Genomic DNA, 23,079 nt, shown 5'->3' with positions numbered 1-23,079 from the left:
GAACATGGAATTTTTCAAGATTAAACGGGACATCCCGTTCATGCGCTACGCGTTGATCTTCAACGTGATTTCGGCGCTGACCTTCGTCGCAGCAGTCTACTTCCTGGTGACCAAGCACCTGCACTTCTCGGTGGAATTCACCGGCGGTACCGTGATGGAGCTGCGCTACCCGCACGCGGCCGACCAGGAAAAGATCCGTGCCTCGCTGACCAAGCTGGGCTACGAGCAGCCGGAAGTGTCGAGCTTCGGCACCGCCCAGGACGTGCTGCTGCGCCTGCCGATCCGCGAGGGCAGCAATGCGAACAACGCCTCGGCGGCCGTGTTCAACGCGCTGTGCGCGGCCGAGGGCGGCGCGCCGAAGCAGGTCCAGCAGACCACGGACAAGGGCGAGAACGTCTCCCGCACCAGCTGCGTGAACGCCGCCGGCGCCGAGGTGGTAAGCCTGCAGCGCGTCGACTACGTGGGCGCCCAGGTCGGCGACGAGCTGGCCCAGAACGGCCTGAACGCGCTGATCATGGTCGTGGTCGGCGTGATGATCTACCTGGCCGTGCGCTTCGAGTGGAAGTTCGCGGTGGCGGCGATCATCGCCAACCTGCACGACATCGTGATCATCCTGGGCTTCTTCGCCTTCTTCCAGTGGGAATTCTCGCTGACCGTGCTGGCCGGTATCCTTGCCGTGCTGGGCTATTCGGTCAACGAATCGGTCGTCATCTTCGACCGGATCCGCGAGACCTTCCGCAAGCAGCGCAAGATGAGCGTTTCGGAAGTCATCGACCACGCGATCACCAGCACCATCTCGCGTACCATCATCACCCACGGTTGTACCGAGATGATGGTGCTGTCGATGCTGTTCTTCGGCGGCCAGAGCCTGCACTACTTCGCGATGGCGCTGACGATCGGTATCCTGTTCGGTATCTACTCGTCCGTGTTCGTGGCGGCCGCCATTGCGAAATGGCTGGGCGTGAAGCGCGAAGACCTGATCAAGCCGGTCAAGGAACGCGACGAAACGGATGGCGCCGTCGTCTGAGTTTGCGCCGGCCCGATGAAAAAGCCGCATGGTGTCTAGCCATGCGGCTTTTTCTTTTGCTGAAAGTGAAACAGCGCACAGAGGATGGCTTAGGCGAGGCTTAAGATGGACCTGTCTCTTTCAGGACATCCCTAGTTTTGGACTTCACCCGCTCCCGCAAGGAGCGGGTTTTTTTTTGCCTTGCCTTGCCTTGCCATGCGTTGGCTCGTCAATTCACATTTTGGAAAAAATTTAACAAATGTGAGTCAACGCACAGAGTTGGGGGACGTAGGGAACTAAGATGTACCTGTCTCTTTCAGGACATCCCTAGTTTTGGACTTTTCCCGCTCATGCAGCGGGATTTTTTTTGCCCGTACGGCGTGCGTTCAGGACAGCGCCACGCCGAGGCTGCGCACTTCTTCCGCCGATTCTTCCAGGATGCTGGTCAGGCTGCCTTCGCCGACGGCGAAGTCGATGGTGGCCGAGGCCTGCAGGCCGGACAGTTCCGGGCGCTCCAGCAGGGGCGAGGCGACGGGCGCCAGGTCGTTCGCCAGCAGCAGCGTGTCGCCCAGGGTTTCCGGCGGCAGCGCGCGCATGCCGTTCCACAGCGCCTCGATGGCGCCCATGACGGGGGCGGGCACGCCCAGCTTCTGCAGCACGCCGCGGCCGATGGCCGTTTCGCCGTGCTCGATCCAGTCGTACGGGTCGCCGTCGAGCAGCCCGGGAAATTCCGGCGCGCGCGACAGCAGGTAGAAACCGCCGACCTCGTGCACGATGCCGGCGAACATCGCCGTTTCCGGATCCACGCGCGAGACGCGGCGCGCGATCACCTGCGCCAGCGCGGCCACGTGGGCCGAGTGCTCCCACAGCCGGTCGGCCTTGGCGCGCAACACGGGATCCGTGATCTCGCTGGCGAGCTGGCGCACGATGACGGCCGCGGCCAGGGCACCGAGGGTGCGGAAACCGACGCGCTGCACGGCCGCCTTGACGTTGGTCACATCCTGGCCCGTCCGGTTGTAGGCGGCCGAGTTGGCGATCGCGACGGTGCGCGCGGCCAGCAGCGGCTCGGTCTGCACGAGGCGCGCGGCCTCCTCGATGTGGCATTCGGAGTCGCTGAGCGCGCGCTGCAACTTCAGCGTCGCGTCGACGTGGGTCGGAAAGGCGAGGTCGCCGCGCCCGGCTTGCGCGGCAATGCTCTTGAGGGCGTCGATTCGGTCCATGGGAAAATTATACTCCCAAGAAACATTTTGCCTGCAAAAAATTCCGGCGCAGGCCGTGGCGATGGCGTCAGGGTTCGCTGAAGATGGCGTCGCAGCCGTCCTTCGGCTCCTCGGTATCCTGCAGCTCGTCGACGAGGCCCAGGTCGAACAATTCTTCGACGGCGTTCATGAAGCTGTTCAGCTTGGTGGCGCCGATCAGGCGATAGATGTCGCCGGCCTCGTTGCGCACGCCGATCAGCATTTCTTCCTCGCGCACCTCGTCGGGCGTGGCCACGTCGAGCAGCAGGTTGCCGATGATGTGCTTGTCGAAATGGGCGGGCTTCTTACCTTCCAGCAGGGCTGTTTTCACGGGTGTTCCTTTATGGTGTTGCCTGGTGCGCGGTCCAGATGATCGAAATCGCTGCCGCCATGACGGCGGACAGGCGGATTATAGCCGCCGCCATGCAGTTGTTCTCCAGTATCATAGACAACCGAATCAACTTCCGGCGCAAGCCTCATCCCGTCACCGCAATGTCCACGAACCGCCGCGCACAGTCCTTCCATGGCGCAAGCTGAGCTGTCCCGCCTGGCGCAAGAGGCGCCGCTGCGCATCCTGCTGGTCAACGGCGGCGAGCCCGACTCGCTGACCTGGTCCGGCCTGGTCCAGCCGCTGCGCCTGGCGGCCAAGCTGCTGGGCCCCGCGCGCCTGCACGTGGACGTGCGCAGTCCCGACAAGTTCGCCAGCGAAGCGCAGCGCCACTGGCACCTGGTGCTGCTGGCCGCCGACGAGGCCGAAGCGGGACTGCGGCCCGCCAACCTGCGCCTGCTGGCGCAGCGCTGCCGCGAGGCGCCGTGCTGGGGCGGCGTCGGCGCCGGCGTGCTGTGGCTGGCCGAGGCCGGCGTGCTGGGCGGCGTGCGCATCGCCTTGCCCTGGTCGCTGTATCCGGACGCCGACATGCTGGCCGACCAGCCCCTGCTGAGCCCGCACCTGTACGAAGTCGACGGCATCCGCCTGAGTTGCTGCGGCGGTGCCGGCAGCCTCGACTTCGCCCTGACCCTCGTCGACCTGCTGTTCGGCGCCACGGTCCAGGCCCAGGTGAAGGAAATCCTGTGCGTGGACCGCGTGCGCGGCCCGGAAGAGCGCCAGCGCGTGGCCCTGCAGGCGCGCTTCGGCGTGCTGCAGCCGAAGCTGACCGATGCCGTGACCCTGATGGAAGCGAACATCGAGGAACCGCTCTCCACCGACGAGATCGCCCAGCTGGCCGGCATCTCGCGGCGCCAGCTGGAGCGCCTGTTCAAGCAATACCTGGGCGCCTTGCCCTCGCGCTACTACCTCGAACTGCGCCTGAAACGCGCCCGCCAGCTGCTGCGCGACACCAATTACTCGATCGTCCAGGTCGGCCTGATGTGCGGCTTCTCGTCGGGCTCGCACTTCTCCACCGCCTTCGGCGCCCTGTTCGGCAATACCCCACGCGAAGAACGCCAGCGCAAGCTCAGCGACTAGCGAAAATTCGGGGTCAGAGCACATTATGTTGGCAGGTTGGCCGGCAATGGCCGACATAGCCCGAGCATCGGCCGAACTTGGGCGAAGTTGCAAAAATAATGTGCTCTGACCCCGAATTTTGGGGTTTTGTTGCCAGTCCAAAAATGAAAATGCCTGTCGCAGATCGGAAAGAAGGGCGAGGTTTGGCTTCCTTATAATGAAGCGCTCGGCGCGGCTGCTGGAGTTCGCGCGAACCTTAATTTGGATGAGGAAAACGTCATGAATGCTAAGCTCGAATCGGGTGTCACCACGCGTCCTGTCACACGCCAGACTTTCGACGAGGTGCTCGTCCCGACCTACGCCCCGGCCGCGATGGTGCCGGTGCGCGCTGCGGGCCTGGACGTCTGGGACCAGGACGGCAAGCATTACCTCGACTTTACCTCCGGCATCGCCGTCTCGAGCCTGGGCCACTGCAACCCGGTCCTCGTCGACGCCATGACGCGCCAGATCAACACCCTGTGGCACCTGGGCAATGGCTACACCAACGAGCCGGTGCTGCGCCTGGCGACCGCGCTGACCGAGGCGACCTTCGCCGACCGCGCCTTCTTCTGCAACTCGGGCGCGGAAGCCAACGAAGCGGCGCTGAAGCTGGCGCGCAAGTACGCCCACACCAAGTTCGGCCCGCACAAGTCGCGCATCGTGTCGTGCTATTCCTCGTTCCACGGCCGCACGCTGTTCACCGTGTCGGTCGGCGGCCAGTCGAAGTACACCGAAGGCTTCGAGCCGCTGCCGCCGGAAATCAACCACATCAACTACAACGACATCGAATCCGCGCGCGCCGCGATCAAGGACGACGTGGCCGCCGTGATCGTCGAGCCGATCCAGGGCGAAGGCGGCGTGATCCCGGGCGACACCGCGTTCCTGCAGGCGCTGCGCGAGCTGTGCGACCAGACCGGCGCGTTGCTCGTGTTCGACGAAGTGCAGTCGGGCGTGGGCCGCACCGGCGCCCTGTACGACTACATGAACGTGGGCGTGACCCCGGACATCCTGACCTCGGCCAAGGCGCTGGGCAACGGCTACCCGATCGGCGCGATGCTGACGACCGAGGAGATCGCCCAGCACTTCAACGTCGGCTCGCACGGCACCACCTACGGCGGCAACCCGCTGGCCACTACCGTGGCGCTGAACGTGGTCGAGCAGATCAACCAGCCGGCCTTCCTGGCGCGCGTGCGCGAGGCATCCGCCAAGGTCTTCGCCAACCTGGACAAGCTGGCCGCCGACTACCCGCAGCTGTTCGGCAAGCCGCGCGGCAAGGGCCTCCTGATCGGCCTGCCGATGGCGGAAGGCAGCAAGGGCAAGGCCAAGGACTACACCAAGGTCGCGGAAAAGCTGGGCCTGATGCTCCTGATCGCCGGCCCGGACGTCGTGCGCCTGGCCCCGGCCCTGATCGTCTCGGACGAGCAGATCGCGGAAGCGGATCGCATCATGCGCGCCGCCGCCGACGAGTTCGCGGCAGCGTAATCCGCCACGCTGCGCGGCGTCCCGGACACCGGGCCGCCGCGTTCCGACCGATGCCTTTCCGGGAGTATCCATGTACGTAGTCCGTCCGGTAGAACCAGCGGATGTCGGCGCCCTCGAGACGCTGCTCGCCGCGTCCACGCCGGGGGTGCATACGCTGCCGCGCACGCGCGAGAAGATCGCCGCGTTCGTCGAGCGCTCCGTCGCCTCGTTCGCGGCCCACGTCGACATTCCCAGCGAAGAGTCCTACCTGTTCGTGCTGGAAGACCTGGCCACGCGCGCGCTGGCCGGCACCGCCGCCATCCATGCGTCGGCCGGTTCGAACGGTACCTATTTCGCGTTCCGCAACGACGTCATCCAGCAGGTCTCGCGCGACCTGAACATCAGCCACAGCGTGCACGCGCTCACCCTGTGCTCGGAGCTGACCTCGTATTCGCAGCTGTCCGGCTTCTACATCAACCGCGGCGAGGACACGGCGCGTGAAGCCGCCCTGTTGTCGCGCGCCCGCCTGCTGTACGCCGTGCTGGCGCCGCACCGCTTCGGCGACCGCTTCTTCGTGCCGCTGGCCGGCGTGACCGACGACAACGGCCAGTCGCCGTTCTGGGATGCGCTGGGCCGCAAGTTCTTCAAGATGGACTTCCTCGATGCCGAGCGCACCATCGGCGGCGCGCGCAACCGCACGCTGATCGTCGAGCTGATGCCGCACTACCCGGTGTACGTGCCGCTGCTGCCCGGCCCGGCGCAGGCGGCCATGGGCCAGATCCACCCGAACGGCCAGCTCGCCTTCGACCTGCTGACGGAAGAGGGCTTCGAGGCCGACGAATACATCGACATCTTCGACGGCGGCCCGATCCTGCAGGCGCACAAGAACGGCCTGCGCTCGTTCCGCGGCGCCGTGGTGCGCAAGGTCGCCAGCAGCGAGCAGCAGCCGCCCGCAAGGGGCGGCAAGCCGGCGCTGGTCGACTATGCCATCGCCAGCAGCGAGCGCAAGTTCCGCGCCATCGTGCTGTCCTGTCCCCCGCTCGACGTCGGCGACGCCATCGGCCTGCCGCCGGAAGCGCGCGCGGCGCTGGGCGTGGCCGCCGGCGACAACGTCACCTGCGTGCGCCTGTGAAGAAAGAGGAATCCATGTTCGTCATCCGTGCAATCACCCAGGGCGACGTCGACCCGCTGATCGAGATGGCGCACCAGGTCGGCAGCGGCATGACCACGCTCAAGCCCGACCGCGCCATGCTGGGCGAGCGCGTCGCCATCGCCGTCGCCTCGTTCGCCCAGGCCATCCCGCCCGAACAGCGCGACTACATGTTCGTGATGGAAGACACCGCCACCGGCCGCCTGGCCGGCGTGTGCGCCATCAAGGCGGCGGTCGGCCTGACCGAGCCTTTCTACAACTACCGCATCGGCACGCTGGTGCATTCCAGCCGCGAACTGAACGTGTTCACGCGCATGGACACGCTGTACCTGTCGAACGACCTGACCGGTTCGAGCGAACTGTGCTCGCTGTTCCTGATGCCGGAATACCGCCAGGGCTACAACGGCAAATGGCTGTCCAAGAGCCGCTTCCTGTTCATCGCCCAGTTCCAGCACCTGTTCACCGAGAAGATCATCGCCGAGATGCGCGGCTACCAGCTCGATGATGGCACCTCGCCGTTCTACGAGGGCCTGGGACGCCACTTCTTCAAGATGGATTTCGACCACGTCGACGGCCTGACGGCGGTCGGCAAGAAATCCTTCATCGCCGAGCTGATGCCGCGCCAGCCGCTGTACGTGGCCTACCTGCCGGACGATGCGCAGCAGGTGATCGGCCAGGTGCACAACTCGACGCAGCCGGCCAGGAAGCTGCTGGAGCAGGAAGGCATGCACTACGAAGGCTATGTCGACATCTTCGACGCCGGCCCCGTGCTGCAGGGCCGCGCGGCCGAGCTGCGCGCCGTGCGCGAGTCGATGCTGGCCGTGGCCGACGAGGGACAGCCGGCGCCCGATGCGGCGCCGCTGCTGGTGTCGAACACGCGCCTGGACGATTTCCGCATGGTGCTGGCGCATGCCGCCAACGAGGACGGCAAGGTCGCCCTGTCGGTGCGCGAGCTGCAGCTGCTGCACTGCCAGCCCGGCGACGAAGTGCGCACGCTGACCCTGAATCCGGGCAAGGCGCAGGCGCGAAAGAACTAAGCAAGGCCCGGAGCGCAAGCCCCGAGCAAACACGGAGGAAGAACATGGCGAACCTGTCGAACTACATCAACGGCGCCTGGCGCGCCGGCAGCGGCGCGGAACTGGCGACCATCGACCCGTCCACCGGACGCCGCACCTGGACCAGCAATGCGTCGACGGCCGAGGACATCGACCAGGCCGTCGGCGCCGCCCGCGCCGCCTTCGAGGCCTGGGCGTTCACGGACCTGGAGCAGCGCATCGCGATCTGCCAGCGCTTCCGCGACCTGCTCAAGGAGCACAACGAGGAACTGGCCGGCATCATCGCCGAGGAAGTGGGCAAGCCCCTGTGGGAAGCGCGCACCGAAGTGACGACGATGGCGGCCAAGGTCGACATCTCCGTGCAATCGCACACCGCCCGCACCGGCGAGACGAATGCGAAAGTCGCCGACGGCAATGCCGTGCTGCGCCACCGCCCGCACGGCGTGTTCGCCGTGTTCGGCCCCTACAACTTCCCCGGCCACCTGCCCAATGGCCACATCGTGCCGGCCCTCATCGCCGGCAATACGCTCGTGTTCAAGCCCAGCGAGTACGCGCCGCGCACGGCCGTGCGCACCGTGCAGCTGTGGGAACAGGCGGGCCTGCCGGCGGGCGTGCTGAACCTCGTGAACGGCGGCCGCGACACGGGCGTGGCCCTGTCGCAGCACCCGGACATCGACGGCATCCTGTTCACCGGCAGCAGCCACACGGGCGTGGCCCTGCACAAGCAGCTGGCCGGCCAGCCGGGCAAGATGCTGGCGCTGGAGATGGGCGGCAACAATCCGCTCGTCGTGTGGGACGTGAAGGACATCGACGCCGCCGTGCACCACACGGTGATGTCGGCCTTCATCTCGGCCGGCCAGCGCTGCACCTGCGCGCGCCGCCTGATCGTGCACGATACGCCGGAAGGGCAGGCCTTCATCGACCGCCTGGTCGAGGTGGCCGGCAAGCTGGCCGTCGGCCCCTCGAACGCCGAGCCGCAGCCGTTCATGGGACCGGTGGTCTCGGCCGCCGTGGCCGCGCAACTGGTCAAGGCCCAGGCGATGATGGAAGAGAAGGGCGGCAAGGTGCTGCTGCCGCTGCGCCAGCGCGACCCGGAAACGGGCTTCGTCACGGCCGGCATCGTCGACGTCACGGCGGCGCAAGGCATCCCGGACGAGGAATGGTTCGGCCCCCTGCTGCAGGTGATGCGCGTGGCGGATTTCGATGCCGCCATCGCCGCCGCCAACGCCACGGAATTCGGCCTGGCCGCCGCGCTGCTGTCGCCATCGGAAGACCTGTGGAAGCGCTTCGCGATCCGCGCGCGCGCCGGCATCGTCAACTGGAACCGCCCCACCACCGGCGCGGCCAGCTCGGCGCCGTTCGGCGGCGTCGGCAAGTCCGGCAACCACCGCCCCAGCGCCTATTACGCGGCCGACTACTGCGCCTATCCGGTCGCCTCGATCGAGACGTCCGAACTGGAGATGCCGGCCAAGCTGTCGCCGGGCCTGAGCTTCTGAGGACGAACCACTCCATGTACAACGCCCGTGAATTCAACTTCGATGGCCTGGTCGGGCCATCGCACAACTATGCCGGCCTGTCGTTCGGCAACGTCGCTTCCTTCAACAACGTCAAGAGCGCATCGAACCCCCGCCAGGCCGCGCTGCAGGGCCTGGCCAAGATGCGCGCGCTGGCCGCGCGCGGCTTCGCGCAAGGCCTGCTGCCGCCGCAGTCGCGCCCCAACTTCCGCATGCTGCGCCGCCTCGGCTTTTCCGGCACCGACGCCGACGTGCTGGCCGGCGCCTGGCGCGAAGCGCCCGTGATCCTGGCCTGCGCGTATTCCGCCTCGCCCATGTGGACGGCGAACGCCGCCACCGTCAGCCCCTCGGCCGACACGGCGGACGGCCGCGTGCACTTCACGGCGGCGAACCTGAACAACAAACTGCATCGCGCCGAGGAGCACGTGCAGGCCACGCGCACGCTGCGCGCCCTGTTCGCCGACAGCGACCGCTTCGTCGTGCACGACGCCCTGCCGTCGACGCCGGCGTTCGGCGACGAAGGCGCCGCCAACCACACGCGCTTCGCGAGCAGCTACGGCGCCGCCGGCGTCGAGTTCTTCGTCTACGGCCGCGTCGAGTTCGACCCGTCCGCACCCGCGCCGAAAAAATACCCGGCGCGCCAGACGCTGGAAGCGTCGCAGGCCATCGCCCGCCTGCACGGCCTGGACGGCGCGCGCACCGTGTTCGCGTCGCAGAACCCGGACGTCATCGACCAGGGCGTGTTCCACAACGACGTGATCGCGGTCGGCAACGGCAACGTGCTGTTCTACCACGAGCAGGCCTTCGCCGACGAGGCGGGCACGCTGGACGCCCTGCGCCGCGCGCTGGCCGGCGTGGGCACGGACCTGCAGGCCGTGCGCGTCGACACGGCCGCGGTGCCGGTCGCCGACGCCGTCGCCAGCTACCTGTTCAACAGCCAGCTGCTCTCCAAGCCGGATGGCCGCATGGCCCTGGTGGTGCCGCACGAATGCCGCGAGAACGCGGCCGTGTCGGGCTATCTGCAGCAGCTGGTGGCGTCCGGCGGCGCGATCGACGAACTGGTCGAGTTCGACCTGCGCCAGAGCATGCGCAACGGCGGCGGGCCCGCCTGCCTGCGCCTGCGCGTGGTGCTGACGGATGCCGAGGCCCGGGCCATGCACCAGGGCGTGCTGATGGACGACGACCTGTACGCGCGCCTGGTGCCGTGGGTCGAGCGCCACTACCGCGACCGCGTCGAGCCGAAGGACCTGGCCGACCCGCAGCTGGCGCGCGAATGCATGGCGGCCCTCGAGGAGCTGGAACGCATCCTCGGCCTGCCCGGTTTGTACGACCTGTCGTAAGGAATGCACAAGGATGCTGCCGCGGCCAGCGGACCGGCCGGGCGGCATGTTCTAATAACGGATTAGCTTCCGGCCACAAGGAAGCACGTAGATCGGGACGGGACAACCCTGTCCGTAAAAGCGGGAAAAGAAACGAGAAGCGGCGCTGCCACAAGCGGCGGCGCAACCCGCGCAATCAATCAGCTCTGGAGAAGCAAATGAACAAAGACATGCCTCAAGACCTTCGCAGCAACATCCTCGCGCTGGTCAACGAGAACAAGCCGGCCAACGCGGGCGAGCAGACCGGCGCCCTGATCGGCGCCTGGCTCGGCTCCCTGGACGGGGAAGACCTGGCCGGCATCGCGCCCGCCACGCTGGCGCCGGTCCTGTGGGACGGCTTCGCGCAGGTGACCCAGCGCACCGGGCCGGGCTGCCAGATCGCCCAGATGCGCTACAGCGACGGCGCGCGCGGCATGTCGACCGCCCTCCTGATCCTGAACGAGGACATGCCCTACCTCGTCGACTCCTTCGTGATGGCGCTGCGCCGCCAGCGCGTGGTCGCCTCGGGCGTCATGAACGCCGTGCTGCCCGTGCGCCGCGACGCGTCGGGCAAGGTGAGCACCGTCGGCGAGGCGGGCGCCCCGCTCGAATCCTACGTCCTGTGCCTGCTGGCCGAGGACCTGCCGCAGCAGGAACTGACCGACCTGATCGCGCGCCTGCAGATGGTGGCGCGCGACGCCGCCATCGTCCACCGCGACAACCTCGCCATGCGCGACCGCATGACGCAGGTCGCTGCCGCGTCGGCCAGCCAGGGCACGGCCAACGGCCAGGAAGTGTCGTCCTTCCTGGAGTGGGCCAAGAACGAAGGCTTCGAGCCGTTCGGCTACGCCTACTACTTCGTCAAGCCGGGCGAGACCGAGCTGGAACGCGACATCCCGAGCCGCATCGGCGTGCTGCAGGACACGGCGCACCCCGTGTACGGCACCTGCCTGCAGAACATCCCGGGCGACCTGAACATCCTGTCCAAGCGCGACGAGACGCTGTCGATCGTGCGCGCCGACGTGGCCGGCACGCTGCACCGCGACCAGCCGCTGGACTTCATCGGCGTGCGCGCCACCGACGCCCAGGGCAACACCGTCGGCGAACACTGCTTCGTCGGCCTGTTCACCCGCGCCGCCACCTCGACCCCGCTGGCGCGCCTGCCGTTCGCACGCGGCCGCGTGGCCAAGGTGCTGGGCATCGCCGGCGTGCGCCAGGAAGGCTTCCGCGCCGAGAAATTCATCGAGATCCTGGAATCGCTGCCGCGCACCGAGGCGCTGGAAGCGGATCCGGAATGGCTGGCCCAGGTCTGCAGCGCCGTCGTCTCCCTGTACAAGCAGCCGCGCGCCAAGGTGTTCGCGCGCCGCGACGTCTACGACCGCCACCTGAACGTGCTGGTCTACCTGCCGCGCGAGCGCTACAGCGCCGCCATCGTCGCCGCCATGGCGCAGGCGCTGAAGGACAGCTCGGGCGCCAGCGACGTGCGCACCCAGACCCTGGTGGCCGACGGTCCGCTGGCCCGCGTCTACCTGATCGCCCAGGCCGCGCGCAATCCGCTCGACCTGGAAGCGGACATCCAGAAGCCCCTGCTGTCCGTGCTGGACGGCTGGCATGACCGCTACACCGCCCTGACCGATTCCGTCGCCGACGTCCTGACCCGCAACGCGCTGCGTAAACTCCTGCCGACGCTGCCCGTCAACTACGTGGCCGCCACGGCGCCGGAAGTCGCATTCCGCGACGTCGTCGCCATCCTGAACAACGGCAAGCCGAACCACGTGTCGGTGCGCATCGAGGCCGATGCCGGCGAAGGTTCCTCCGTCCGCCTGTACTCGACCGGTTCCGTGCCCTCGCTGTCGCGCATCCTGCCGGCGCTGCAGAACGCCGGCATCGCCATCGACCGCGAGCAGAGCTTCTGGATCGCCACCGCCGACGGCACCCGCCACTACGTGACGAGCCTGATCGTCGACGCCGAATCCGCCGCCAAGCTGGCCAAGCCGGGCATCGGCGCAGCGGCCGAGGAACTGTTCGCCGCGCTGATCAACGACGAGGCGGAAGACGGCCGCCTGAACGGCCTGACCCTCGAAGGCGGCCTGTCGCTGCGCGAAGTGCAGCTGGTGCGCGCCTACCTGGGCTACTGGCGCCAGGCCGGCAGCAAGTTCTCGACCCGCTACATGGCCGAGACGTTGCGCGTGCGCGCCGACCTGGTGCGCGAACTGGTCGAAGGCTTCAAGCTGCGCTTCAACCCGGCGCTGCCGGAAGACCAGCGCGCATCGGGCACCGCCAAGCTGGAAGCGCTGAAGACTGCGCTGGCCGGCGTGAACCACGCCGATACCGAAGAGATCATGGCCGCCCTGATCGACCTGGTGATGGCCACCGTGCGCACCAACTACTACCAGAACGACGGCGAGAAGATCATCTTCAAGTTCGACACCAGCAACCTGCAGCTGGTGCCGGAACCGCGTCCGTTCCGCGAGATCTACGTGTTCTCGCGCCGCTTCGAAGGCGTGCACCTGCGCGGCGGCCCGGTCGCCCGCGGCGGCCTGCGCTGGTCGGACCGCATGGAAGACTACCGCACCGAGGTGCTGGGCCTGGTGAAGGCGCAGATGGTCAAGAACGCCGTGATCGTGCCGGCCGGCTCCAAGGGCGGCTTCGTCTGCAAGCAGATGCCGGCCAACGCCGCGCGCGACGTCGTGGCGGCCGAAGGCGAGGCAGTCTACCGCCTGTTCATCGCCAGCCTGCTGGAAGTGACCGACAACCGCGTGCGCGGCGAGATCGTGGCGCCGGAAGCGACCGTGCGCTACGACCAGGACGACCCGTACCTGGTGGTGGCGGCCGACAAGGGCACCGCGACCTTCTCCGACATCGCCAACAGCATCGCCGTCGCGCGCGGCTTCTGGCTGGGCGACGCGTTCGCCTCGGGCGGCTCGAACGGCTACGACCACAAGAAGATGGGCATCACGGCCAAGGGCGCGTTCGAAGCCGTCAAGCGCCACTTCTACGAGATGGGCCACGACATGAACACGACCCCGGTCACGATGGTGGGCGTGGGCGACATGTCGGGCGACGTGTTCGGCAACGGCGTGCTGCTGTCGCGCCAATTGAAGCTGCTGGCCGCGTTCGACCACCGCCACATCTTCCTCGACCCGAACCCGGACGTCGCCGTCTCGTTCGCCGAGCGCCAGCGCATGTTCGCGCTGCCGCGCTCCTCGTGGGAAGACTATGACAAGTCGCTGATCTCGCAGGGCGGCGGCGTGTATCCGCGCTCGGCACGCCACATCGACATCTCGCCGGAAGTGCGCGCCGCGCTGGACATCCAGGAAACCAGCCTGACGCCGGAAGAGCTGATGCACCGCATCCTGCTGGCGCCGGTGGACCTGTTCTACAACGGCGGCATCGGCACCTACATCAAGGCGTCGACCGAGACCCACGCCCAGGTGAAGGACCGCGCCAACGACAATATCCGCGTCAGCGGCAACGAGCTGCGCGTGAAGGTCGTGGCCGAGGGCGGCAACCTGGGCGCGACCCAGGCCGGCCGCATCGAGTTCGCGCTGGCGGGCGGCCGCATCTTCACCGATGCGATCGACAACTCGGCCGGCGTGGACTGCTCCGACCACGAGGTCAACGTCAAGATCTGGCTGGACACCGAAGTCAACGCGGGCCAGCTGCCGGAAGCGGACCGCAACCGCATCCTGAACGAGATGACGGGCGACATCGAAGACCTGGTCCTGCGCGACAACACGCTGCAGACCCACCTGCTGGTGCGTGAAGCGCAGTCGCAGGGCAACGGCGCCGTGGTCGACGGCTATGCGGCCCTGATCGCCAGCCTGGAAGCCGAGGGCGCCGTCTCGCGCGAGCTGGAACAGCTGCCGAGTGAGACCGAGCTGCAGCGCCGCAAGGCACTGGGCCTGGGCCTCACCACGCCGGAACTGGCCGTCGTCGTCGCCAACGTCAAGAACCGCTTCAAGCGCACGCTGGCCGCGCTGCCGCTGACCGAGCAGCCGTGGGCCGAGACCATCCTGCGCCCGTACTTCCCGGCGCAGCTGGTCGCCACCCGCGATCCGCTGGCGCACCCGCTGGCCAACGCCATCCTGGCGACCGTGCTGGCCAACGAGGCCGTCAACCGCTGCGGTCCGCTGATGCTGCGCGACCTGGCGCTGGAACACCGCATCGACGACACCGCCGTGGTCCTGGCCTGGGGCCAGGCCTGGGCCGCGCTGCACCTGGCGCCCGTGTTCGATGCGCTCGACGCCGACGCCCTGGCGGTGCCGCGCGACGTGTCGCAACAGGTCGACGCGCGCACCCGCCTGATGCTGCGCACCGTGATCGAGGGCGTGCTGTCGCTGCCGGCGGAACAGAGCGGCGCGGGCGGCATGGCCGAGCTGTCGACGCTGTTTGGCTCGCCGGACGAGGTGGCGAAACTGCTGCCGGCGCGTACCGAGGCGGACATGCAGAGCACCCTGTCGCCGGCGTTCGCGCAAGCCTGGAAGACCGTCGACACGATCGAGTCGCTGGCCGCCTTCCTGTTCGCAGCGGTGTCGGTCCAGCGTCCGCAAGGCATGTCGCTGGCGCAGTTCCTGGAAGTGGGCATGGCGCTGCGCGCGAAAGCCGGCATCGACACGCTGGAGCGCGGCCTGAAGCTGCCCGCCACCAGCAAGTCGCAGGAACAGCTGCGCAACTACGCGCTGCAGGCCCTGCGCCGCACGCAGCAGCGCCTGCTGATGCTGGTGCTGGAACGCAGCCGTGGTGGCGACATGCTGGCCGGCGTCGATGCGCTGGCCGCGTCGATGGGCCTGACGGGCTATGCCCAGGCGACGGACCTCGAGCAGGCCATGCTGGACGTGTGGTCGCTGTCCGAAGGTTCGAGCCCGGAACGCCTGGCGGCTTGATGCCATGAGCGCGACTTCCCACGACGCGCTGCCGGAATCGGTACGGGCCCTGGCCCGGGCCGATTTCGGCGAAGTCGCCCGGCGTTTCACGGACGCCGGCTTCGCGGTCGGCCTGCCCGCCAGGGGCGTGCTGACCGTCCGCGGCGCGGCAGCTGCCGAGGACCGCGCCAGCGTGCTGCTGTCGGTGGGCGTGCACGGCGACGAGACGGGGCCGATCGAGATGGTGGCGCACGCCATCGAGGCCCTGTCGCGCGAGCCGTCCGCGCTGGCCGTGGACCTGATGCTGTGCGTCGGGAACATCGACGCGATCGCGGCCGGCAAGCGCTTCATCGATGCCGACCTGAATCGCATGTTCCGCGCCGAGCGGGGCGACCTGGCCGGCACCTTCGAGGCCGGCCGCGCGGACGACCTGATCGCCGCCACGGCCGCCTTCTTCGAGGGCGCCGGTGCGCGCCGCTGGCACCTGGACCTGCACACGGCGATCCGCGGCTCGCGCTATCCGCGCTTTGCCATCGTGCCGCAGCTGATCGAGGAGGGCGCGCGCAACGCCCTGATCGGCTGGCTCGGCACGGGCGGCATCGAGGCCGTCATCATGAATCCCGCATCGGCCGGCACCTACAGCTACTGGACGGCGCAGCAGCACGGCGCCGCCGCGACGACGGTGGAGCTGGGCCGCATCGGCACGCTGGGACGGAACGACCTGTCGCAGTTCGCCGCGATGGCGTCCGCCCTGCATGGCCTGCTGCGTGGCGCACCCGCGGGACAGGCTGACACGGCGCCGATCGTGTTCGACACGGCCCGTTCGATCATGAAGCTGTCCGATGCCTTCCGGATGGCGTTCGGCAAGGACACCGAGAACTTCACGCCGCTGTCGAAGGGCGAGATCATCGCCACCGATGGCGACACCGTGTACACCGTGCAGCACGACGAGGAATTCGTCGTGTTCCCGAATCCAGACGTGCGCGTCGGCTTGCGGGCGGGGATCATGGTGGTGCGCGCCGATCGATAACGCATCGTCCGGTCGCACGCCGGTTGAATGCGTGGGCGGCTCCACCGTCCACGCGTCCGGCAGGATTCTCCCCAGGGCGCTAGACTAGCCGCTTCGAACCAAGCGGGAGTCTTCCCTCATGAGCAAACTGTTTTCCCCCATCAAGCTGGGTCCCCTCGACCTGCCCAACCGCATCGTCATCGCCCCCATGTGCCAGTACTCGGCGCAGGACGGCTTTCCCACCGACTGGCACATGATCCACCTGGGCCACCTGGCGCTGTCCGGCGCGGCCCTCCTCATCATCGAGGCGACCGCCGTCGAACCGGAAGGCCGCATCACGGCCGACGACCTCGGCATCTGGTCGGACGAGCACGTGGCCGCGCTGGAACCGGTGGTCGCCGCGATGCGCCGCTACGCCCCGGTCAAGATCGCCATGCAGCTGGGCCATGCGGGCCGTAAGGCGTCGAGCGAAGTGCCCTGGGAGGGTGGCGCCAACGTGCCGGTCGGCCACGCGCGCGGCTGGCAGACCGTGGCGCCGTCCTCGCTGCCGCACGCCGAGGGCGAAACGGTGCCGGTCGCGCTGGACCGGGCCGGCCTGCAGCGCGTGAAGGACAACTTCGTCGCCGCCGCGCGCCGCGCCGATGCGCTGGGCCTGGATGCGATCGAGATCCACGGCGCCCACGGCTACCTGCTGCACCAGTTCCTGTCGCCGCTGGCGAACCAGCGCGACGACGAGTACGGCGGCTCGCTGGAAAACCGCATGCGCTTCCCGCTCGAGGTGTTCCAGGCGATCCGCGCCGCCGTCTCGGGCGAGATGGTGGTGGGCATGCGCATCTCGGCCAGCGACTGGGTCGAGGGCGGCTGGGACGTCGAGCAGAGCGCCGTGCTGGCGAAGGAACTGGACAAGCTGGGCTGCCAGTTCATCCACGTGTCCAGCGGCGGCGTGTCGCCGCGCCAGCAGATCCCGCTGTCGCCCGGCTACCAGATCGATTTCGCCGCGCGCATCAAGCGGGAAGTGGCGATGCCCGTCATCGGCGTCGGCCTGATCACGGAACCGAAGCATGCCGAGGCGATCGTGCAGGACGGCCAGGCCGACATGGTGGCGCTGGCGCGCGCCATGCTGTACGACCCGCGCTGGCCGTGGCATGCGGCGGCGGAACTGGGCGCCACGGTGACGGCGCCGCCGCAGTACTGGCGCTCGCAGCCGCGCGAGCACAAGAACCTGTTCGGCGACACCCGCCTGGGCCAGCGCTGACGGTTCGCTCATCCGGCCGGGCAACCGTTCATTCCGCTGTTCCTGCAGATCGTCGCAGATGGCGGGCGGGGGCCGAGGGACCTTGTTAGAGTGATTTTATCGACAACAAGAAAAGGTCCATCATGCGTACCCAGCTCGCCATCGTCCTCGCTGTCACTTGCGCCGCCCTGGGCGGCTGCGCCATCGTCGTCGCCCCCAACGGCGACGACGTCCAGGTCCGTACCCCGTTCTCCGGCGGCACCGAGGGCGACGGCGTCGTCACGCGCGAGCAGCGCACCATCGGCACCGTCCAGGGGCTCGAGACCAACGGTGCGGTCGTCGTCGACGTGCGCGTCGGCCAGCCCACGTCGCTTTCCGTGGAAGCGGACCGCAACCTGCTGCCGCTGGTGCGCACCGACGTGCGCGGCGACCGCCTGATCGTCGAGACCAGCGGCTCCTACCGCAGCCGCAACCCGATCCGCGTGATCTATACGGTCCCGAACCTGACCGACGTGCGCCACAGCGGCTCCGGATCCGTCTCGGTGCAGGGCCTGAACGGCGCGCCGCTGACGGTGTCGAGCCGCGGCTCCGGCTCGGTGCAGCTGGCCGGCCGCGTGGCCAGCCTGGACGTCGACAGCAACGGCTCGGGCAGCATCGATGGCGCGAGCCTGGAAAGCGCCAGCGCCAACCTGCGCCTGACGGGATCGGGCCGCGTCAAGGTGGGCCAGGTGCGCGGCGACTATGCGATCGCGCGCCTGGACGGTTCCGGCCAGCTGAGCGTGGGCGGCAGCGTGCACGCGTTGACGGCGCGCTCGACGGGCTCGGGCCACCTCGACCTGGCCAACCTCGCCAGCGACGAGGCCGACCTGTCCTCGACGGGATCGGGCGGCATCACGGCCAACGTCAAGCAGGCGCTGATCGCGCAGAACGGCGGCTCGGGCGGCATCCGCGTGTACGGCAACCCGGCGCAGCGTTCCGTGAACGGCAACCGGGTGCAGGTGGTGAATTGAGCGTGATGGTGGGCACGTGGTGCCCACCCTACGGCTGAGCCCTGAGTAGGGTGGACATCACATGCCCACCGGACCATCAGAGCAGATGGTCGAGCAATTCCGGCCCGAACACCTCGCGATACAGGCGGCCGGCCGGCACCCCCGCCTGCAGCAGCGCCAGCCACTGCCCCTGCATGAACTTGTGCGGCCCGCACAGGTACACGTCGGTATCCTCGTGCTGCCAGGCCGGCAGCTTCGCCAGGTCCATGCGGCCCGAGTGGACGCCATCCGCGCCGTCCGTCTCTTCATAGAAATTCACGACCGCCAGGTTCGGCATGACGGCTTTCAGCGCCTCGACTTCCGCCCCCAGCGCATGGTGGGCGGCATCGCGCGCGGCGTGCGCGAAGATCACGCGGCGTTGCGGCGCCACCTGGGCGATGCGCTTGACGGCCGCCACCATCGGCGTGATGCCGATGCCGGCCGACAGCAGCACGATGGGACGATCCGATTCGGTATCCGGCGTGAACTCGCCGAACGGATGCGAGACCTGCAGCGTCGACCCCGCCGCCACGTTGGCGTGCAGCCAGTTCGACACGTCGCCGGCGGGCGCGTCCGCCGTCGGGTCCTCGCGCTTGACCGAGATGCGCATCGTGCGTCCGTCCGGCGCATCGGACAGGCTGTACTGGCGCAGCTGGTGGCGGCCGCCCGGCAGGTCGACGGCGACGCTGACGTACTGGCCGGCGCGGAAGGCGGGCAGCGGCAGGCCGTCGGCCGGTTCGAAGCGGATCGACAGCACGTTGTCGCTGTCGCGCACCACCTCCAGCACGCGCATCGGACGCGTGTCCCCCGGCGCGATGCCGGCCGTGGCGTACATCTCGGCCTCGGCCTGCATCAGCAGTCTGGCCAGCGAACCATAGGCTTCGCGCCAGGCGTCCAGCAGGGCCGGCGTGGCGGCGTCGCCCAGCGTGTCGGCAATGGCCTTGATCAGGTGGTGGCCGACGATCGGGTAGTGCTCGGCGCGGATGCCGACCGAGACGTGCTTGTGGACGATGCGGTTGATCACCGGACCCAGGGCCGCCGGATTGCCGATATTGGCCGCGTACGCGAACACCGCCGCCGCCAGCGACTGCTGCTGGCGCCCCTGCGCCTGGTTCCCCATGTTGAACAGGCGGGTCAGCACCGGGTGCGTGCCGAGCATGTCGGCGTAGAAGCGGCTGGTGATCGTGGCGCCATGCGCGCGCAGGACGGGCACGCTGGCATCGATGTAGGGGCGGGAAGTGTCGGAGATCATGATCGGTCCTTTAATGATGTATTTAAAATGAATGTTTGTGCCTCAAAAAATGCCGACGGGACGAATCCGGCGGCAACGCGACCATTGTAATCAAAGATGCACAGCAAATGCATCTTTTAGAAGTTATTTTTTCTTGCATTGAAGATAGCACTGGCAAAGGCCCTATAATCGCAGGTTTTGGGTGGGTATATCTCATCCGCATGACGACAGCGTGACCGCGACCCGCGACAGAGGACACTACCCGTGAACGAGACCTTGGGCCAAAAGCTCTTCCGAACCAAGAATTCCCAGCACCAGTTCGAAGCCGGGCATGCGCATGGCGGTGGCCTGGGCAGGTCGCTTGGCCTGTTCCCGCTGACGATGATCGGCGTCGGCGCCACCATCGGCACGGGCATCTTCTTCACGATGGTCGAGGCGGTGCCCAAGGCCGGTCCGGCCGTCGTGCTGTCCTTCCTGTTTGCGGCGATCACGGCCGGCCTGACCGCGCTGTGCTACGCCGAACTGGCCGACCGCGTGCCGGCATCGGGATCCTCTTATTCCTTCGCCTACGCCACCGTGGGCGAGTTCGGCGCCTTCGTCGTCGCCGCCTGCCTGCTGCTCGAATACGGGCTGGCGGCCAGCGCCACGGCGATCGGCTGGTCCGACTACCTGAACAACTTCCTGCAGAACGCGCTCGGCTGGCACATCCCGGACGCGCTGCGCTCGCCCCTGGTCGTCGCCGGCAAGAACGGCGTGGAGCTCCACGCTGGCCACATCAACCTGCCGCCGATCCTGCTGGTGGTGCTGTGCTGCGTGCTGCTGGTGCGCGGCACCAAGGAATCGGCGACGACCAATGCCATCATGGTGGTCATCAAGCTGGCGATCCTCGTGTTCTTCTCGGCGATCGCGTTCACCGGCTTCGACATCAACAACTTCCACCCGTTCTATGCCTCCGCCACCAGCCATGGGCTGGGCGGCATGGCCGGCGTGACGGCGGCGGCCGGCACCGTGTTCTTCTCCTTCATCGGCCTGGACACCATCGCCACCGCCGGCGAGGAGGTCAAGAACCCGACCCGCAACGTGCCGATCGGGATCCTGGCGGCCCTCGTCATCGTCACCGTGTTCTACATGCTGGTGGCCGTGGCCGCGATGGGCGCCCAGCCGGCCCGCATGTTCGAAGGGCAGGAGGCGGGCCTCGCCGTCATCCTGCAGAACGTCACCGGCAAGGCCTGGCCCGCGCTGGTGCTGTCGGCCGGCGCCGTGATCTCCGTGTTCTCGGTGACGCTGGTGACGATCTACGGCCAGACGCGCATCCTGTATGCGATCTCGCGCGACGGCCTGATCCCGAAGGCGTTCCAGGCCGTGAATCCGCGCACCAAGTCGCCGGTGGCGAATACCGTGATCGTCTGCCTCGTCGTCGGCCTCGTCGCCGGCCTGGTCGACGCCACCTTCCTGTGGGACATGGTAAGCATGGGCACGCTGACCGCCTTCATCGTCGTCTCCATCGCCGTGCCGGTGATCCGCGCCAAGCAGGGCGAGACGGGACGCAAGGGGTTCCGCGTGCCGTTCGGGCCGTACCTGGTGCCGGGCCTGTCGATCCTGGCCTGCCTGTACCTCGTGTTCGGGCTGTCGCACACGACCTATGTCGTGTTCACCCTGTGGATGGCGGTGGCGGTGGTGACGTACTTCGGGTACGGCATCCGGCACAGCCGCTTGAACAAGGTGCCTGCGTCCGAAGTGACCCACCAGCCTTGATACGTCGTCCCCGCGCAGGCGGGGACCCAATTTCCGCACCGAAGTCGGCATCAATGAAAAAAGCCGCGTACCTTGATGGGGACGCGGCTTTTTGTTGTCTGCGGCTTCGGCACTTCACATCGGGTCCCTGCCTGCGCAGGGACGACGGTTCATCTGCCAGTGGCAGCGAGATGATGTGGGGATGTGCGCAAGCAGGCGCTTACTTCTGCATGCTGTAGCGCTCCAGCCAGTGCGCATACGGCGCCGGCAGCACCCAGGTCGGGCGCTCGATGCCCAGTTCCTTGGCGGCCTGCAGCGGGTAGTGCGGATTGGCCAGGTGGGCGCGGCCCACCATCACCAGGTCCAGCTGGCCGTCGGCCACGGCGCGCTCGGCCAGGTTCGGGCCGTCGAAGCCCCAGGCGGATGCCACCGGCAGGCCGGCCTGTTCGCGCACGCGCTTGGCCACCGGGCCGAGGAAGGCCGGGCCCCAGGGGATGTTCACGTCCGGGATGGTGAAGTTGACGCTCACGCTCAGCATGTCCAGGCCGCGCGCGCGCATCATGCGGGTCAGCTCGATCGATTCGGCCAGCGTCTCTTCGTCCTTGCCGTCGTATTCGATGACGCCCATGCGGGCCGTCAGCGGCAGGTTGGCCGGCCAGACTGCGCGCACGGCGTCCAGGGTCTCGAGCAGGAAGCGGCTGCGGCCGGCGAAGTCGCCGCCGTAGCCGTCGGTGCGCTTGTTCGAGTGCGGCGACAGGAAGCTCTGGCCCAGGTAGCCGTGGGCGAAGTGCAGTTCCAGCCATTCGAAGCCGGCCTCGCGGGCGCGGCGGGCGGCGTCGACGAAGTCCGATTTCACGCGGGCGATGTCGTCCAGCGTCATCTCCTTCGGTACTTTCGGCAGGTTGTTGCCGAAGGCGATCGCCGACGGGGCGATGGTGTCCCAGCCATAGGCGTCGGTGGACGGGATGTGGTCGTCGCCTTCCCACGGGCGGTTGGCGCTGGCCTTGCGGCCGGCATGGCCGATCTGGATGCCGGCGACGGCGCCGGCGGCCTTGATGCGGGTGGCGATATGGGCCATGCCCTCGACTTGCGCGTCGCTCCACAGGCCGGCGCAGCCCGGGGTGATGCGGCCTTCCGGCGACACGGCGGTCGCCTCCACGATCACCAGGCCGGCGCCGCCGCGCGCGAGGCCGGCGTAGTGGACCTGGTGCCATTCGTTGACGAAACCGTCATTGGCCTGGTACTGGCACATCGGCGGCACCGCGATGCGGTTGCGCAGGGTGACGTCCTTGAGTGTGAAAGGGGTGAACAGTGCTGACATGGGTAATCTTTTCGGTCGGATGAATACGGCCGCGGACAGGTCCGCGGCGAAAGGTCGATGCCTGGCGGGACGGCGCGATAGGTTGGATGTCCGGCGCGGCGGCCGCGAGGAAGCGGCCCGACAGTATGCACGATTGCCGCAAAACCTGCCGGCGACGGCCTCGGCCGGTCCGGCTGGGGCTTATCTTGTATAATCCCGGCTGCATCACCGGCTCCGCGCGAGCCGCCCGATCATCCTGCTGCCCCCATACCCATGTAACGACAAGCGAACCTCCACACCGTCCCCACGGCTTCCGACCCGGAGGTTCCCGAGCATGGGTGCGCGCGATCGTCCCGGTCGCGCGCGCATTCACTATTCACCGTTTCATATTGCACGCCTGCCTGCGCCAGGCT

Annotated in this window: 17 protein-coding genes; 12 read left to right on the top strand and 5 right to left on the bottom strand. The window is 67.9% G+C overall.

Going from position 1 to position 23,079, the window contains the following annotated elements:
• The first annotated feature begins 4 nt into the window (after positions 1 to 4).
• On the top strand, positions 5 to 1,027 hold the full coding sequence (gene secF, locus ACI1V7_RS22555) for a protein translocase subunit SecF (protein WP_404534100.1): 1,023 nt from the start codon (positions 5 to 7) through the stop codon (positions 1,025 to 1,027).
• Between the two features lie 365 nt (positions 1,028 to 1,392).
• Here the strand turns inward: secF and ACI1V7_RS22550 are convergent, their stop codons facing one another.
• The 3 genes from ACI1V7_RS22550 to ACI1V7_RS22540 form a co-directional block, all read right to left on the bottom strand.
• Positions 1,393 to 2,226 carry an HDOD domain-containing protein gene (locus ACI1V7_RS22550; protein WP_404534099.1) on the bottom strand — a complete coding sequence of 278 codons (834 nt, stop codon included), beginning with the start codon at positions 2,224 to 2,226 and terminating at the stop codon, positions 1,393 to 1,395.
• A gap of 67 nt (positions 2,227 to 2,293) precedes the next feature.
• Entirely contained in the window at positions 2,294 to 2,575 is a 282-nt protein-coding gene (locus ACI1V7_RS22545; protein WP_404534098.1) for a hypothetical protein, read from the bottom strand.
• Positions 2,572 to 2,724: a hypothetical protein gene (locus ACI1V7_RS22540; protein WP_404534097.1), complete on the bottom strand. Its 153-nt coding sequence runs from the start codon at positions 2,722 to 2,724 to the stop codon at positions 2,572 to 2,574. Before ACI1V7_RS22540 ends, ACI1V7_RS22545 begins: the two co-directional genes overlap by 4 nt.
• A gap of 43 nt (positions 2,725 to 2,767) precedes the next feature.
• Here ACI1V7_RS22540 and ACI1V7_RS22535 point away from each other — a divergent pair, with 43 nt between their 5' ends.
• The 10 genes from ACI1V7_RS22535 to ACI1V7_RS22490 all read left to right on the top strand — a co-directional run bounded on the left by ACI1V7_RS22535 (position 2,768) and on the right by ACI1V7_RS22490 (position 18,383).
• The gene (locus tag ACI1V7_RS22535) at positions 2,768 to 3,709 is read left to right on the top strand and encodes a GlxA family transcriptional regulator (protein ID WP_404534095.1); all 942 of its coding nucleotides are present in this window, start codon (positions 2,768 to 2,770) and stop codon (positions 3,707 to 3,709) included.
• A 258-nt stretch (positions 3,710 to 3,967) separates the two neighbouring features.
• Positions 3,968 to 5,209 carry an acetylornithine/succinyldiaminopimelate transaminase gene (locus tag ACI1V7_RS22530; protein WP_404534094.1) on the top strand — a complete coding sequence of 414 codons (1,242 nt, stop codon included), beginning with the start codon at positions 3,968 to 3,970 and terminating at the stop codon, positions 5,207 to 5,209.
• Positions 5,210 to 5,279: 70 nt separating this feature from the next.
• The gene (locus tag ACI1V7_RS22525; protein ID WP_404534093.1) at positions 5,280 to 6,320 is read left to right on the top strand and encodes an arginine N-succinyltransferase; all 1,041 of its coding nucleotides are present in this window, start codon (positions 5,280 to 5,282) and stop codon (positions 6,318 to 6,320) included.
• 14 nt (positions 6,321 to 6,334) lie between these two features.
• Complete coding sequence (gene astA, locus ACI1V7_RS22520) at positions 6,335 to 7,375, top strand: arginine N-succinyltransferase (protein ID WP_404534092.1); 1,041 nt, start codon at positions 6,335 to 6,337, stop codon at positions 7,373 to 7,375.
• Positions 7,376 to 7,419: 44 nt separating this feature from the next.
• Positions 7,420 to 8,889, top strand: coding sequence for a succinylglutamate-semialdehyde dehydrogenase (gene astD, locus ACI1V7_RS22515; RefSeq protein WP_404534091.1), 1,470 nt, complete (start codon positions 7,420 to 7,422; stop codon positions 8,887 to 8,889).
• A 14-nt stretch (positions 8,890 to 8,903) separates the two neighbouring features.
• Positions 8,904 to 10,247: an N-succinylarginine dihydrolase gene (gene astB / locus ACI1V7_RS22510; RefSeq protein WP_404534090.1), complete on the top strand. Its 1,344-nt coding sequence runs from the start codon at positions 8,904 to 8,906 to the stop codon at positions 10,245 to 10,247.
• Positions 10,248 to 10,444: 197 nt separating this feature from the next.
• Positions 10,445 to 15,151, top strand: a complete 4,707-nt coding sequence (locus tag ACI1V7_RS22505) for an NAD-glutamate dehydrogenase domain-containing protein (RefSeq protein WP_404534089.1) — start codon at positions 10,445 to 10,447, stop codon at positions 15,149 to 15,151.
• A gap of 4 nt (positions 15,152 to 15,155) precedes the next feature.
• The gene (locus ACI1V7_RS22500) at positions 15,156 to 16,160 is read left to right on the top strand and encodes a succinylglutamate desuccinylase (RefSeq protein WP_404534088.1); all 1,005 of its coding nucleotides are present in this window, start codon (positions 15,156 to 15,158) and stop codon (positions 16,158 to 16,160) included.
• A 118-nt stretch (positions 16,161 to 16,278) separates the two neighbouring features.
• Positions 16,279 to 17,394 (top strand): NADH:flavin oxidoreductase/NADH oxidase, encoded by a 1,116-nt coding sequence (locus ACI1V7_RS22495; protein ID WP_404534087.1) that lies wholly within the window; start codon positions 16,279 to 16,281, stop codon positions 17,392 to 17,394.
• A gap of 122 nt (positions 17,395 to 17,516) precedes the next feature.
• Positions 17,517 to 18,383 carry a GIN domain-containing protein gene (locus tag ACI1V7_RS22490; protein WP_404534085.1) on the top strand — a complete coding sequence of 289 codons (867 nt, stop codon included), beginning with the start codon at positions 17,517 to 17,519 and terminating at the stop codon, positions 18,381 to 18,383.
• 76 nt (positions 18,384 to 18,459) lie between these two features.
• Here the strand turns inward: ACI1V7_RS22490 and ACI1V7_RS22485 are convergent, their stop codons facing one another.
• Entirely contained in the window at positions 18,460 to 19,653 is a 1,194-nt protein-coding gene (locus tag ACI1V7_RS22485; protein ID WP_404534084.1) for a globin domain-containing protein, read from the bottom strand.
• A gap of 243 nt (positions 19,654 to 19,896) precedes the next feature.
• Here ACI1V7_RS22485 and ACI1V7_RS22480 point away from each other — a divergent pair, with 243 nt between their 5' ends.
• Positions 19,897 to 21,387: an APC family permease gene (locus ACI1V7_RS22480; RefSeq protein WP_404534083.1), complete on the top strand. Its 1,491-nt coding sequence runs from the start codon at positions 19,897 to 19,899 to the stop codon at positions 21,385 to 21,387.
• Positions 21,388 to 21,586: 199 nt separating this feature from the next.
• On the opposite strand, the gene ACI1V7_RS22475 is transcribed toward ACI1V7_RS22480, so the two are convergent.
• The gene (locus ACI1V7_RS22475) at positions 21,587 to 22,687 is read right to left on the bottom strand and encodes an NADH:flavin oxidoreductase/NADH oxidase (RefSeq protein WP_404534082.1); all 1,101 of its coding nucleotides are present in this window, start codon (positions 22,685 to 22,687) and stop codon (positions 21,587 to 21,589) included.
• Between the last annotated feature and the right edge of the window lie 392 nt (positions 22,688 to 23,079).

The sequence above is a fragment of the Massilia paldalensis genome, from assembly GCF_044901715.1.
GTDB classification, from domain to species: domain Bacteria; phylum Pseudomonadota; class Gammaproteobacteria; order Burkholderiales; family Burkholderiaceae_D; genus Telluria; species Telluria paldalensis.
The sequence above is the reverse complement of the archived record's forward strand: the minus strand, read 5'-3'. Positions and strand labels throughout refer to the sequence as shown.

Bases quoted from the DNA above. Each gene is read 5' to 3' on its own strand.
- secF (WP_404534100.1), top strand. From the start codon at position 5: ATGGAATTTTTCAAGATTAAACGGGACATCCCGTTCATGCGCTACGCG.
- ACI1V7_RS22550 (WP_404534099.1), bottom strand. From the start codon at position 2,226: ATGGACCGAATCGACGCCCTCAAGAGCATTGCCGCGCAAGCCGGGCGC.
- ACI1V7_RS22540 (WP_404534097.1), bottom strand. From the start codon at position 2,724: ATGAGGCTTGCGCCGGAAGTTGATTCGGTTGTCTATGATACTGGAGAA.
- ACI1V7_RS22535 (WP_404534095.1), top strand. From the start codon at position 2,768: ATGGCGCAAGCTGAGCTGTCCCGCCTGGCGCAAGAGGCGCCGCTGCGC.
- ACI1V7_RS22530 (WP_404534094.1), top strand. From the start codon at position 3,968: ATGAATGCTAAGCTCGAATCGGGTGTCACCACGCGTCCTGTCACACGC.
- ACI1V7_RS22525 (WP_404534093.1), top strand. From the start codon at position 5,280: ATGTACGTAGTCCGTCCGGTAGAACCAGCGGATGTCGGCGCCCTCGAG.
- astA (WP_404534092.1), top strand. From the start codon at position 6,335: ATGTTCGTCATCCGTGCAATCACCCAGGGCGACGTCGACCCGCTGATC.
- astD (WP_404534091.1), top strand. From the start codon at position 7,420: ATGGCGAACCTGTCGAACTACATCAACGGCGCCTGGCGCGCCGGCAGC.
- astB (WP_404534090.1), top strand. From the start codon at position 8,904: ATGTACAACGCCCGTGAATTCAACTTCGATGGCCTGGTCGGGCCATCG.
- ACI1V7_RS22505 (WP_404534089.1), top strand. From the start codon at position 10,445: ATGAACAAAGACATGCCTCAAGACCTTCGCAGCAACATCCTCGCGCTG.
- ACI1V7_RS22500 (WP_404534088.1), top strand. From the start codon at position 15,156: ATGAGCGCGACTTCCCACGACGCGCTGCCGGAATCGGTACGGGCCCTG.
- ACI1V7_RS22495 (WP_404534087.1), top strand. From the start codon at position 16,279: ATGAGCAAACTGTTTTCCCCCATCAAGCTGGGTCCCCTCGACCTGCCC.
- ACI1V7_RS22490 (WP_404534085.1), top strand. From the start codon at position 17,517: ATGCGTACCCAGCTCGCCATCGTCCTCGCTGTCACTTGCGCCGCCCTG.
- ACI1V7_RS22485 (WP_404534084.1), bottom strand. From the start codon at position 19,653: ATGATCTCCGACACTTCCCGCCCCTACATCGATGCCAGCGTGCCCGTC.
- ACI1V7_RS22475 (WP_404534082.1), bottom strand. From the start codon at position 22,687: ATGTCAGCACTGTTCACCCCTTTCACACTCAAGGACGTCACCCTGCGC.